The organism is Pseudomonas sp. v388 (assembly GCF_003935425.1).
Classification (GTDB): Bacteria; Pseudomonadota; Gammaproteobacteria; order Pseudomonadales; family Pseudomonadaceae; genus Aquipseudomonas.
Genome location: NZ_RHQN01000001.1, coordinates 384,644 through 397,035, shown reverse-complemented (window position 1 = coordinate 397,035; position 12,392 = coordinate 384,644). Strand labels below are relative to the sequence as shown.

The following is a 12,392-nucleotide window of genomic DNA, read 5'->3' as shown; positions in this document are numbered from 1 at the left end:
GTTCAGAAGGCTGAACAATAAGCACAGATGCATGACAAGCAAAGCGCCTTTACCAAGCGCTTACTTTCGTTAAACGGTTGAGGCAGCAGAAAAAAAGCGGCCTGAACGAGTTCAGGCCGTTGTCACACCAGCGGTTCTTACTTCAGAACGGCCAGGGCCGCGTCGTAGTCCGGCTCCTGGGCGATCTCCGAGACCAGCTCGCTGTGCAGAACGTTGTCGTTCTCGTCCAGTACCACGACGGCACGGGCGGTAAGGCCCTTGAGCGGACCATCAGCAATGGCAACACCGTAGTTGCGGGCGAAATCGGCACTGCGGAAAGCCGACAGGTTCTGTACGTTTTCCAGACCTTCGGAACCGCAGAAGCGCGCCTGGGCGAACGGCAGGTCAGCGGAAATGCACAGCACTACAGCGTTGTCGATGTCGTTGGCCTGGGCGTTGAACTTGCGCACCGAGGTGGCGCAGGTTGGGGTATCGACGCTTGGGAAGATGTTGAGCACCTTGCGCTTGCCGGCAAGGTCTGCCAGCGAGACATCAGCCAGGCCGGCGCCTACCAGTGTGAAAGCCGGTGCTGCGCTACCGGTTTTCGGCAGTTCGCCGTCGATTTGAACGGGGCCGCCTTTGAGAGTCACTTGAGCCATGAAACCAAGTCCTTTTATAAGAGAGAGAAGAATCGGAAGTTAACCATGAAAGCGACCGGTAACCTACCGCAGGCTGCCGAAATCGCCTCGTTCGAGCATCAGAAATCGCGCTTGTAGAAAATATCCAGCGAGCTGGCAATCCCGCTCGCCGCTTCCAGGTACACCCGCTTGCTCAGCAGATAGCGCAGGGCGATGGTATTGGCAGGCTCGAAGACCCCTACCCCATAACGCAAGCTGAGCTTGTCGGTGATCTTGCCGCTGGCCACCACATTGGTCTTGTCACCGGTACCGGAGGTGTCCAGTTCAAAATCCTTGATGCCCAGGTTGTCGGCCAGCTTGCCGGTGGTCGAGGCGCTGCCCGCAACGCCCAGCGCCAGGGCCGCCTGGGCGACGACGTTGGTATCCTCGCCGGATTCGCCCAGCGGACGCCCCATCACCAGGTACGACAGCGCCTGTTCCTGACTCATTGCTGGCTCGGAAAACACCTGGGTGGTCGGTTGCTCGGCGCTGCCGCTCAAACGGATACCGGCGATCACGTCGTCGGTCTGGCGGATGGCTTCGATGTCCAGATAAGGCTGTGAAATGGGGCCGGCGAACAGCAGGCGTGCCCGGCGGATGGTCAGGCGCTGGCCATAGGCGCGGTAACGCCCGTCCTTGAGATTCAGCTCACCCCGGGTGTCGAGGTTGTCGCCAATGTGGAAATGCCCGGCCAGGTTGGCCGTCAGGCCAAAACCGGTGAAGGCCAGACGCTCTTCACCCACCTCGACGTCGATGTCCATGCCCACGGCCATGGGCGCCTCGCCCTCGTCGGTCTGTTGACCGACGATCACCGTGTCTTCGGAGACCTTGACCGTCGAGGGCGGCAGCTCCCGAACGGTGATCGCCCCCTTGGGAATCCGCACCTTGCCGGACACCGCCAGGCGCTCGCCCTGCAGGCTGATTTTCAGGTCCGGTGCCGCTTCCACCGCCGCGTAGGGCTCGACCGTGATCGGTAACTGCGAGCCCTTGAGATTCAGGTCGACCAGCAGCGCCTGCGCCCAGCTGACTTGCCCGGTCAAGGAACCCCGGCCTGCCGCGCCACTCTTCCAGCCGCCCTTGATCTGCACGCTCTCACCCGCAATCAGCGCCTGCAGCTTGAGATCCCGCAGTTCCATCGGCAGTTCCGGGCCGGAGACTTCGCCGCCGTCCAGGATGACGCTGCCGTTGACCTGAGGTGCCAGCAAACCGCCGGACAGTCGTCCGTTGCCGTTCAGGCGCCCGGTGAGCTTTTGCACCATCGGCGCGAAGGGCCGCGCCACGGAAATGTCCAGTCCGGCCAGATTGAAATCGCCGGTCAGGGCCTTGTCCCTGGTCAACGGATCGATGCGTGCATTGACCAGCAAACGGCCGAGTCTTGCCCCGTCGAAGTCCAGGCGCGTGTCGATGCGCTTGGGAGTCAGCGTGCTGTCGAGCTTTAGTGCCTGGTAGGGAAAGTCCAGCCATTGGTCCTTGTCGTCACGGATGCGCAGCACGCCGCCGCTGGCGTCCACGGAAATCTGCCCGGACGGCCCGGCTGCCGGTACATCCAGGCGCAGATCGGCATTGAGCGCGCCCTTCCACATCAGGTCTTTGGGCAGCCATTGTGCGAGGCTGTCCAGCGGGAAGTGCTTGAGGTGGTAGCGCAAGCGAGGTTCGGGCATCAGCCGCTGATCCTCGCCGCACAGGCTCGCGGCGCCGGACACCCAGCAATGAGCGCCAAAATCGAGACGGCCGTTTGCCAGGTATTCCAGCCTGGCCGGGCCTTGCAGCCGCCAGTCCTGACCACCGGCCTGCACGTTGCCTGCGGCCAGTCGGCCGCGCCAGTCGCCCTTGTCCAGGGTTCCGTCCAGGGCCAGCGCCAGATTCAACGTCGGACCCTTGAGATCCAGCTTGAGTTGCTGGGCCTTGAGCGTGCCCTGGCCGTCGACACTGAGTGTGCCCAGTTGGGTATCGCCGGTCTGAATGCCTGAACCGGTCAACGAGAGCGTGCCGCGCTGGGCCTGATCGACCCGGGCCGACAGATTCAGGCTTTGCAAGCGATTGGCTTCCAGCGCCAGCTGACTGCCTTGTAACGCCAGTTGCCCTTGCGGCGCCTGAAGTGTTCCGGCCAGGTCCAGACGGCCTTTGACCCGCCCCTGCAGGCGCGGCCATAACTGCGCGAGACGCGGCAGGTCGAGATCCAATTGCCCTGTCAGTTGCTGCTGCAAACTGCCTTTGCCCTGAATGCGGTTATCGCCCAGGCGGACATTCAGCTCAGTGAGGTTCCATTTGCCACCGGCGCCGTCGGCGGTGGTCTTGATCACCGCCGGCTGCCCGCGCAGCCGACCCTTGAGGTCCAGATCGGCGTTGAGCTGCAAGCGCTCATTGCGCAGTTGGCCTTTGCTGTGCAGGGGACCGGCCAGGGTGCCGGGCAACTCGGCGACCCAGTAGGACGGATCGAGTGCGCTTAGCTGCAGTGCCGTGTCCCAGCCGATGCCGTCGGCAAATTGCAGGTTGAGGTGGCCGCTGGCCTTGCCCTGCCCTGCAACCAGTTCCAGTTGGGGCAGGTAAACGCTTTGCAGGTCGCCGCTGAACGGGCTGGTAATGCTGAACGCTCCGGCGGGACCGTCGAGCTTGCCATTGAAGTGTCCCAGGTACTGACCGTCGGTGAACGAGACTTCGCCGTTGAAGGCGCGCAGCGTAACGGATGGCTCGCTGGTCACCGGATACAGCCGCTGCCACGGAAAGTCCTGCCAGTCGATGCCGGCGTCGGCCTTGAAAGCGGTTTTCCAGTCCAGGGTGCCGGTCAGCGCCAGTCGCTGCCGCTCGTTGGCGGTCAGATCGAGCGCGGCGATGTCCGCGCCATTGGCATCGACCCGGCCTTTCAGCGCCAAAGCAATCGGCCCTTGCTCAGCAGGCAGGCTGGACGTGCCGTGGATCTGGTAGCCGGCGGCGAGATCGCCTGTGGCGTTGAGCACCAGATTTTCCAGCTGCAAGGTGTCTGGTAACCCGGCACTGGGTTTGAAGCGCTCGGAGGTCAGGGTCACGGTCGCCGGCAGATTATCCGCCAGGGGCCGCAGCTCGCCGGACAACTGCCCGTGCAGGTAGCCGCTGCTGTCAGCCTTCAACTTCAGGGTTTCCAGCAGCTCGCCCTGAATATCCAGCGCCAGTGTCCAGGCTTGATTGTCCTGAGCGGGCAGTTGCAGCTGGCCGTTGGCGGTCAGCGGCCAGTTGCCGACCGGCTGGAGTAGACCGGCGAGGTCGAGGATCAGCTCGTCGCGTTGCAGATGCGCCTTGTCGATCCGCAAGCCCTCGGCGGTCCAGTGCGCGTCCAGCGTCAGGTCGCGAAGCTGCTCGACACCGTCCAGTTGCAGGCTGCCTATCTGAATGTCCTGGAGTTGCAGCTTGAGCGGCAGTCGCAGATCCGGCAGGACCAGCGGCCCTTGGCTGGCCGGCTGATCGCCGGGTGGAAACACCAGGCGGACCTGGCCTGCGTGGAGCTGATTGATGCACAGCGTCATTTTCAACAGACAGCCCGGCGACCAGTCGAACACCGCCGCGTCTAGTTCTGCCCGGTCGAGGCCTTGCTGCCAGACGACCCGATCAGCGCTCCATTTCCCGCCCAGACGCCCGGCAAACCGTTCGACCTGTACGCCCGGCACCAGACCCAGCGCCCAGCGGCTGCCGGCGTGGGTACCGAAGATCAGCACCACGCCGGCGACGAGCACCAGCAACAGTGCGGCCAGGCCGGCCAGGGTCCAGAGCGCGCCACGTTTGAGCTTCAAGCGGTTCACAGTTCAGGCCCCATGGAAAAGTGCAGGCGCACACCGCCGTCGCCGTCGAGGGGGTGTGCCAGGTCCAGACGCAACGGGCCGACCGGTGAGACCCAGCGCACACCGATGCCGACACCGGTCTTGAGGCTGGGCAGGTCCAGGCTGTTGAACGAGTTGCCCTGATCGACGAAGGTCGCTACGCGCCATTTCTCGGCCACCGAGTACTGGTACTCGACACTACCGGCCACCATGTAGCGGCCGCCGATGCGGTCACCGTCGGAATTGGTCGGTGAAAGCGTCTGGTAATCGTAGCCGCGGACACTCTGGTCACCGCCGGCGAAGAAGCGCAGCGACGGCGGGATCGAGCTGTAGCCGTTGGTAAAGTTGCCGCCGACTTGAAGTCGACCCAGCAGTCGATGGTTCTGGGCAAAGGTCGTCAAACCTTTCACCAGCGCATCGCCGCGCAGCAGGTTGGCATCCGACAGCGCGCCTTCGGCCGCGACCTGGGTTTCGAACTGCAAGCGATAGCCATTTTGCGGGTCGATGCGATTGTCGCTACGTAAATAGGAATAGCTGATGCCGGGCATGAGCAGCGTGCTCAGCCCCGAGTCGTCGCCCAAGCGGTACTCTTCACGCTGCCATTTGAGGGAGATCACCCGTTCCCAACCGCTGGGCAGACGGCTGTGCCATTCAGGTCCGACAGTCAGCAGCTTGCTCAGGCTGTCGGTGCCGGCGATTTCTTCGTACTGATAACCACCGGCGTAGCGCAGCTTGTCGGTCAACGGCGGATCGAGGGGCACGTCGTACCAGATTCCGACGTTCTGACGCGGTGCGGAAAGTTCCGACTCCAGTCCCCAGCTATGGCCTTGCGGGTTGACCCAGTGCCGGGTCCAGTTGGCTTTGCCACGCGGCCCCACGTCGGTGGAAAAGCCCAGGCCCAGGCCCATGGTGCGAGGCTTGCGGGTATGCAACTGGACATTGACCGGGATCACCTGCCCCACGGCGGCGGTAGGTGCTGCGTCGACCCGGATGCTTTCGAAATAACCGCTGGCCTGCATGGCCTGGTTCAGCTCGGCGATCAGTTCGGAGTCATACGGTGTGTTCTCCTTGAACGGCACCATGCGCCTGAGCAGGTCTTCGTCGAAGGGGGTGTCGCCGCTGAATGCCACCTGCCCCAGCGTATAGCGCGGGCCGCTGTCGTAGATCAGTTCGATGTCGGCGACCCCGGCGCGCGGGTCCACCGCCAGACGCTGACGGGTAAAGCGGCCGCTGAAGAATCCATAACGGGACGCCTGATTCTGGATCAGGCTCTTGGCGTCCTCGTAATGACCGTGGTTGAGCGCGGCGCCCGGTTTGAGCGCATCGCTCTTGGGCACCTTGAAGGCTTTCATCGAGGCCGCCGGCCCATCGATGCGCACGGTCACCGTGCGCAAGCGCACCGGCTCGCCGGGCCGGATCTTGACCACCAGCAGCGGATCACGGCCGTCGACCACCTCGCTGTCGACCTGCGCCTGATAATAGCCCAGCGCCTGGGCGGCCTTCTGCGCCTGCTCCTCGGCGCCCAGGCTGAACTGCCGCAACGCCTGGGCGTCACGCTCGCCCAGGCTACCGACATAACCCTCGACATTGGCTTTCAAGGCCGAGTTCGCGGGGTCGACTCTTACGTCCAGACGGGGTTCGGCCAGGGCCGTTGCACTGAGTGACAACACCAGCGCGCTACTGCTCACAACTTGGAAAACCTTCATGGGCGTGGATGCTAACACGATCAAAGCATGCTGCTGAAACATGCCAAAGGCTCGATTTTTCAAACCCTTACGCCATGATCGGCTGTACAGCCTGAGGGTTGGGATGGAAAAACACATGCTCCAGGACAGGCCCTACAGCCACCTCGCCGATTTCCTCATAGCCCTGTCGTTTGTAGAACTCCAGATAGTGGGGGTTTCCCGTGTCGAGCACGACGCCTGCCGAATGCTCATCCACCGCACACCATTCATGCAGCGCTTCAAGCAGCTGCTCGCCCAGATGATGACCCTGGAATTCCGGAAGCACGCCCAGCAATGGCAGCACGTGAACCGCATTGGTGGGCAGGCAGGCCAGCACCGAGTTGTAGTATTCCAGGTAGCGTCGGGTGCAGCTCAGGCCGGTGCTCATGACCATGCGCAGCCGCCACGCCCAGCTTTCCGTGATGCCCAGGCGGCGTTGCGGCGGCGCGATCAGTGCGACGGCGACCATTCGGTCGTCGATGAACAGCCCCAAGGCCGGCAGATCCTGTAGAAAGTGCTGTTTGACCAGTTCGCGAATCGTGGCCCGGACCCGATGCTCGTAACCGGAACGCTGGGAATTGAACAGCCAGGCGAAACTGGGTTCATGGCGATACGCCTGAAACAGCAGGGAACGGGTCTCCCGCGAGTAACCGCTGTCCAGTTGGCGAACTTCGGCCGCGATGGCGGTGGTTTGGGTCATGGAGGTTCGATCTCGCGTTCATGGCACTGCTCGTTGGGCAGCGCTTCCTGAGTGCACGGCGTCAACCGTGCACAGGTTTCGAGTGATGGCATGTGACGACAGTTCCACCGCATTCGGCGCCCCGTTTCCAGCGTAGCAGTCCAATGACGATGGCGAATGTGCACTGGCTGTAACCGGGCATGTCGGCTAGCATCGCGTTTTGCTTTGTTTCAGGATTGCCGCTTCATGAAAATCATCTCGTTCAACATCAACGGTCTGCGTGCCCGGCCGCATCAGCTGGCGGCGCTGATCGACAAATATCAGCCGGACGTGATCGGACTGCAGGAAACCAAAGTCTCGGACGATCAGTTCCCCCAGGCCGAAATCGAGGCCCTGGGCTACCACGTTCATTTTCACGGTCAGAAAGGTCATTACGGCGTGGCCTTGCTGTCGCGGCAGATGCCCCTGGCGTTGCACAAGGGGTTCGACAGCGATGACGAAGAATCCCAGAAGCGCTTCATCTGGGGCACTTACGCCGATGCCGACGGCCAGCCAATCACCATCATGAACGGCTACTTCCCGCAAGGGGAAAGCCGGGACCATCCCACCAAGTTTCCGGCCAAACAGCGCTTCTACAGCGACCTGCAGGCCTTGCTGGAAACCCGGTTCAGCAACGACCAGCCACTGATCGTCATGGGCGACGTGAACATTTCACCCCAGGACAGCGATATCGGCATTGGCCCCGACAACGCCAAGCGCTGGCTGAAAACCGGCAAATGCAGCTTCCTGCCCGAAGAGCGGGAGTGGATGGAGCGCCTCAAGAACTGGGGGCTGGTGGACAGCTTCCGGCACCTGCACCCGGAAGTGGTCGACCGTTTCAGCTGGTTCGACTACCGCAGCCGTGGTTTCGAGGATCAACCCAAGCGCGGCCTGCGTATCGACCTGATCATGGCCTCCACCGGTCTGCAACCCAGAATCAAGGCTGCCGGCGTGGATTACGACCTGCGCGCCATGGAAAAACCGTCCGATCACGCGCCGATCTGGCTCGAACTGACCTGACCGAACCGACTGCCCAGTGCCTGCCGGTGGACACTGACGGGCAACGGGCAGTGGATCAACCGTCATATTGCAGCAACCTTTCTGACTTATTCTCCCGGCACTTTCAGTCATTCAAGGTGACGCAGATGCTGCGCGCTATGTTTCTGGTGCTGGGCATCTGCGCTGTCGCCCTGCCCGTCCCGGCTTACGCGGCCTTGCCGATGCCGGTTGGCGACACCGCCGTGCTGCGTATCCAGGGTTCCAACACCATCAACGCCCGGCTCGGGCCTGCGCTGGTCGAAGGCCTGATGCGCCGGCAGGGCTTGCAGGGTGTCAGGACGCTGCCCGGTGCCGTGCCCAATGAAGTGCGGGTGGTGGGCACCGCAGCGGCCGGCCAACAGCTGACGGTGGAAATCGCCGCCCACGGCTCAGGCACCGGATTCACTGCCCTCAGGAGTGGTCACGCCGACATTGCCGCCGCCTCGCGCCCGATCAAGGCCCAGGAAGCCGCTGACCTGGCCCGCCTTGGCGACCTGCAAAGCCCCGCCGCTGAACAGGTGATTGCCATCGACGGCGTAGCCGTGATCGTCCACCCCGACAATCCGTTGCGGCAGCTGGATACCCGACAACTGGCGCGCATTTTCTCCGGCCATGTGCGCGACTGGCAGGAAGTGGGTGGCGGCGCGGGTGCCATCCATCTTTACGCCCGTGATGAACAGTCCGGCACCTACGAGACGTTCAAGGACCTGGTGCTGACCAAGCACGGGGCAAGCATGGCCGCCCACGCCAGGCGCTTCGAGTCCGGCGAGCAACTGTCGGACGAGATCAGCCGTGACCGCAACGGGATCGGTTTTATCGGGCTGCCTTACGTGCGGCAGGCCAAGGCTCTGGCGGTGGCGGATGGCGAGTCCAAGCCCATGCGCCCCACGGTCGACCTGATCGCCACCGAGGACTATCCACTGTCTCGCCGGCTGTATCTGTATGTGCCGCCGTTGGCCCACCATCGCTGGGCCGAGGCATTCGCGCATTTTGCCCAGAGCCCTGAAGGCCAGGCGATCGTGGCGCGCAACGGATTCGTGGCCCAGACCGTCGAGGCGGTCAAGGTTCAGCCCAGCGCCCGGATGCCGGGCGACTATCAGGCCCTGAGCCGCGAGGCGCAGCGCCTGTCGGTGAATTTCCGCTTCGCCCAGGGCAGTGCCAGGCTGGACAACAAGGCCCAGCTGGACCTCAAGCGGGTGGTCGACTACCTCAAGGCCAATGAAAAGCTAAACCAACGGGTAACGCTGGTGGGCTTCGGCGACGCCAAGAGCGACGCCGCCCGGGCCACCTTGCTGTCACGTCTGAGAGCCATGGCCGTTCGACGTGAACTGCAGAAAAGCGGCGTCACCCTGCACGAAATTCTTGGCCTGGGCGACGAAATGCCGGTGGCGACCAACGAGGCCGACGATGGGCGGATCAAGAACCGTCGGGTCGAGGTGTGGGTGCAGTAGCGCGCTATCTCCCTCGGCAGCGACCCTGGTGGCGAAGACCGGATCGCGGAAGATGCAAGAGCACCGGATGTGCCCGCCTTTTCGCCACCAGGGTGGCTGCTACAGGATGTGCGCAGAATCAGCGCATGTATTTACCGATTTCAAACTTGCCGACCGCAGCGCGGTGCACCTCGTCGGGGCCGTCTGCCAGGCGCAGGGTGCGCTGCATGGCGTACATGTAGGCCAGCGGAAAGTCACCGGACACGCCGGCGCCGCCATGCATCTGGATCGCCCGGTCGATCACTTTCAGGGCCACGTTCGGTGCCACCACCTTGATCTGCGCGATTTCGCTTCTGGCCACTTTGTTGCCCACGGTGTCCATCATGTACGCGGCTTTGAGGGTCAGTAACCTGGCCATGTCGATTTCCATGCGCGAATCGGCGATCAGGTCGATATTGCCGCCCAGTCGCGCCAATGGCTTGCCGAACGCCACACGGTCGATGGCGCGGCGGCACATCAGCTCCAGTGCCCGCTCGGCCATGCCGATCGAACGCATGCAGTGGTGGATACGGCCCGGCCCCAGGCGACCCTGAGCAATCTCGAAGCCGCGGCCCTCGCCCAACAGCACGTTGTCGTAGGGCACCCGGACATTCTCGAACAACACTTCGGCATGGCCATGGGGTGCGTCGTCGTAGCCGAATACCGGCAGCGGCCGAAGGATGGTCACGCCCGGCGTGTCGCGGGGCACCAGAATCATCGAATGCTGCTGGTGACGCGGCCCGTCCGGGCTGGTCAGGCCCATGAAGATCAGCAGCTTGCAGCGCGGGTCGCAGGCGCCGGAGGTCCACCATTTGCGACCATTGATGACCCAATGGTCGCCGTCGCGCTCGGCGCACGCCGCCATGTTGGTCGCATCCGAGGAGGCCACCTGCGGTTCGGTCATGGCGAATGCCGAGCGGATCTCGCCGCGCAGCAACGGTTCCAGCCACTGCTGCTTCTGCGCCTCGCTGCCGTAGCGCACCAGCACCTCCATGTTGCCGGTGTCAGGCGCAGAGCAGTTGAAGGGCTCAGGGCCGAGCAGGGAGCGGCCCATGATTTCCGCCAGTGGCGCGTACTCCAGATTGCTCAGGCCCGCGCCTCGTTCGGAGTCCGGCAGGAACAGGTTCCACAGCCCTTGCGCCTGCGCCTGTGCCTTGAGCTGTTCCATGATCGCGGTGGGCTGCCAGCGGTCGCCCTCGGCGACCTGGCGTTCGAACACCGGCTCGGCGGGATAGACGTGGTGATCCATGAATGCGGTCACACGCTCACACAAGTCCTGCACTTTCGGGGAGTACGCAAATTCCATGAGCAGCTACCTTCTCATTGAGGCCATCGAGGTCATGACACGATGCTAAGGAAGGCGCAGATATTTATCTAACCTATTCTCCGCGTGTATAAACATTCATAACCGATATATGATCCACCCCACGCTGCGGCATAAGCAGCGACCCACAAGAACAGTACGAGGCGCCCCACCAATGAACCTGAGCAAGGTTGATCTCAATCTATTCATTGTCTTCGACGCCATCTATACCGAAGCCAACCTCACCCGCGCCGGGCAGATCATCGGCATTACCCAGCCCGCCGTCTCCAACGCCCTGGCGCGCTTGCGCGAGACCTTCAACGACCCGTTATTCGTCAGAACCGCACAAGGCATGGTGCCCACGCCCATGGCCCAGAACATCATCGGGCCGGTGCGCAATGCGCTGTCGCTGCTGCGGGTTTCGGTGCAGGAGAGTCGGATCTTCAACCCGATCAAGGCCAGCAAGAATTACCGGATCAGCATGACCGACCTGACCGAGGCGGTGATCCTGCCGGTGCTGTTCCAGCGCCTGAAACGGCTGGCGCCGGGGGTGACCATCGAGAGCTTCCTGTCCAAGCGTCGCGAAACCACCAAGGAACTGGCCGCCGGCCGTCTGGATTTCGCAGTCGATGCGCCGCTCAATACCGACCCCCAGGTCCGTCATGTGAAGTTGATGGAAGACCGCTACGTGTGCGCCATGCGCAAGGGCCATCCACTGGCCGGCAAGGAGGTGTTGCGCCTGGATGATTACCTGGCCCAGGCGCACATTCATATTTCCAGCCGTCGCAGCGGACTGGGGCATGTGGACCTGTCGCTGGGCAAGATGGGCATCCAGCGCAAGATCGCCCTGCGCTCCCAGCACTACCTCATGGCTACCCAGGTGTTGCAGCAGACTGACATGGTCATGACCGTGCCGGAGCGCTTCGCCCGGCGCAATGACCTGCACCACGTCTACCTGCCGGTCAGTGACGTGCCGTCCGTGGAAACCCATCTGTACTGGCACGAAAGCACCGATCAGGATCCGGCCAACCGCTGGATGCGCGAGCAGTTGATCGAGCTGTGTCAGCGCGTCACTGCGCACGAACCGGCAGAAGAAGTCACATTAGCTTGATCCAGCAGGCTATTGATTTATATCGAATTTATTGTTAATTAAGTCATTACTGAATGAGCAGCAGAAGTTAAAGTGATTTCTAGCCGTGCCTGGCGCCTGCGGCGATTCGGCTCCTTGCCGCTTGACGTTTACGTAAAGCGCGCCGTAGCGTAGGGCATCCTTTTACGCCGAGTCATTGCCCGCCATGAGCACCCCGACCTACAGCATTTCAGACCTTGCCCGGGAGCTGGACATTACCACCCGGGCCATCCGCTTCTATGAAGAGCAAGGCATGCTCAGCCCTCAGCGTCGAGGGCTGGAGCGAGTCTATTCAGCCAAGGATAAAGTGACGCTCAGGCTTATCCTGCGTGGCAAGCGCATCGGTTTTTCCCTGGCCGAGTGTCGGGAGCTGATCGAACTGTACGACCCGACGGAAGGCAATCGGAAACAATTGGACAGCATGCTGGGCAAGATCGCCGAGCGCCGCCTACAACTGGAGCAGCAGCTGCTGGATATCCAGCAGATGCAACTGGAGCTGGACACCGCCGAGGAGCGCTGCCACGCCGCGCTTGGCAGGACCTGCGCACCCGCCCACTGACCGGA

The 12,392-nt window shown here is 62.7% G+C and carries 9 protein-coding genes; 4 read left to right on the top strand and 5 right to left on the bottom strand.

Annotated elements, in window-relative coordinates:
* Positions 1 to 137: 137 nt before the first annotated feature.
* The 4 genes from tpx to EGJ27_RS01790 form a co-directional block, all read right to left on the bottom strand.
* Positions 138 to 638 (bottom strand): thiol peroxidase, encoded by a 501-nt coding sequence (tpx, locus tag EGJ27_RS01805; protein WP_125829001.1) that lies wholly within the window; start codon positions 636 to 638, stop codon positions 138 to 140.
* 98 nt (positions 639 to 736) lie between these two features.
* Positions 737 to 4,420, bottom strand: a complete 3,684-nt coding sequence (locus tag EGJ27_RS01800; RefSeq protein ID WP_177522926.1) for a translocation/assembly module TamB domain-containing protein — start codon at positions 4,418 to 4,420, stop codon at positions 737 to 739.
* Between the two features lie 5 nt (positions 4,421 to 4,425).
* Positions 4,426 to 6,153 carry an autotransporter assembly complex family protein gene (locus tag EGJ27_RS01795; protein ID WP_125828999.1) on the bottom strand — a complete coding sequence of 576 codons (1,728 nt, stop codon included), beginning with the start codon at positions 6,151 to 6,153 and terminating at the stop codon, positions 4,426 to 4,428.
* Positions 6,154 to 6,220: 67 nt separating this feature from the next.
* Positions 6,221 to 6,871 carry a GNAT family N-acetyltransferase gene (locus EGJ27_RS01790; RefSeq protein WP_125828998.1) on the bottom strand — a complete coding sequence of 217 codons (651 nt, stop codon included), beginning with the start codon at positions 6,869 to 6,871 and terminating at the stop codon, positions 6,221 to 6,223.
* Between the two features lie 225 nt (positions 6,872 to 7,096).
* Here EGJ27_RS01790 and xthA point away from each other — a divergent pair, with 225 nt between their 5' ends.
* The gene (gene xthA / locus EGJ27_RS01785) at positions 7,097 to 7,909 is read left to right on the top strand and encodes an exodeoxyribonuclease III (protein WP_125828997.1); all 813 of its coding nucleotides are present in this window, start codon (positions 7,097 to 7,099) and stop codon (positions 7,907 to 7,909) included.
* 125 nt (positions 7,910 to 8,034) lie between these two features.
* Entirely contained in the window at positions 8,035 to 9,378 is a 1,344-nt protein-coding gene (locus EGJ27_RS01780; RefSeq protein ID WP_125828996.1) for a substrate-binding domain-containing protein, read from the top strand.
* A 118-nt stretch (positions 9,379 to 9,496) separates the two neighbouring features.
* On the opposite strand, the gene EGJ27_RS01775 is transcribed toward EGJ27_RS01780, so the two are convergent.
* On the bottom strand, positions 9,497 to 10,702 hold the full coding sequence (locus EGJ27_RS01775) for an acyl-CoA dehydrogenase (protein WP_125828995.1): 1,206 nt from the start codon (positions 10,700 to 10,702) through the stop codon (positions 9,497 to 9,499).
* A 172-nt stretch (positions 10,703 to 10,874) separates the two neighbouring features.
* Between EGJ27_RS01775 and EGJ27_RS01770 the strand changes: the two genes are divergently transcribed.
* Positions 10,875 to 11,810: a LysR family transcriptional regulator gene (locus EGJ27_RS01770; protein WP_125828994.1), complete on the top strand. Its 936-nt coding sequence runs from the start codon at positions 10,875 to 10,877 to the stop codon at positions 11,808 to 11,810.
* 184 nt (positions 11,811 to 11,994) lie between these two features.
* Positions 11,995 to 12,387, top strand: coding sequence for a MerR family DNA-binding transcriptional regulator (locus EGJ27_RS01765; protein WP_125828993.1), 393 nt, complete (start codon positions 11,995 to 11,997; stop codon positions 12,385 to 12,387).
* Positions 12,388 to 12,392: the final 5 nt, after the last annotated feature.

Excerpts from the sequence above, each read along its gene's own strand:
- tpx (WP_125829001.1), bottom strand. The coding sequence starts at position 638 with ATGGCTCAAGTGACTCTCAAAGGCGGCCCCGTTCAAATCGACGGCGAA.
- EGJ27_RS01795 (WP_125828999.1), bottom strand. The coding sequence starts at position 6,153 with ATGAAGGTTTTCCAAGTTGTGAGCAGTAGCGCGCTGGTGTTGTCACTC.
- EGJ27_RS01790 (WP_125828998.1), bottom strand. The coding sequence starts at position 6,871 with ATGACCCAAACCACCGCCATCGCGGCCGAAGTTCGCCAACTGGACAGC.
- xthA (WP_125828997.1), top strand. The coding sequence starts at position 7,097 with ATGAAAATCATCTCGTTCAACATCAACGGTCTGCGTGCCCGGCCGCAT.
- EGJ27_RS01780 (WP_125828996.1), top strand. The coding sequence starts at position 8,035 with ATGCTGCGCGCTATGTTTCTGGTGCTGGGCATCTGCGCTGTCGCCCTG.
- EGJ27_RS01775 (WP_125828995.1), bottom strand. The coding sequence starts at position 10,702 with ATGGAATTTGCGTACTCCCCGAAAGTGCAGGACTTGTGTGAGCGTGTG.
- EGJ27_RS01770 (WP_125828994.1), top strand. The coding sequence starts at position 10,875 with ATGAACCTGAGCAAGGTTGATCTCAATCTATTCATTGTCTTCGACGCC.
- EGJ27_RS01765 (WP_125828993.1), top strand. The coding sequence starts at position 11,995 with ATGAGCACCCCGACCTACAGCATTTCAGACCTTGCCCGGGAGCTGGAC.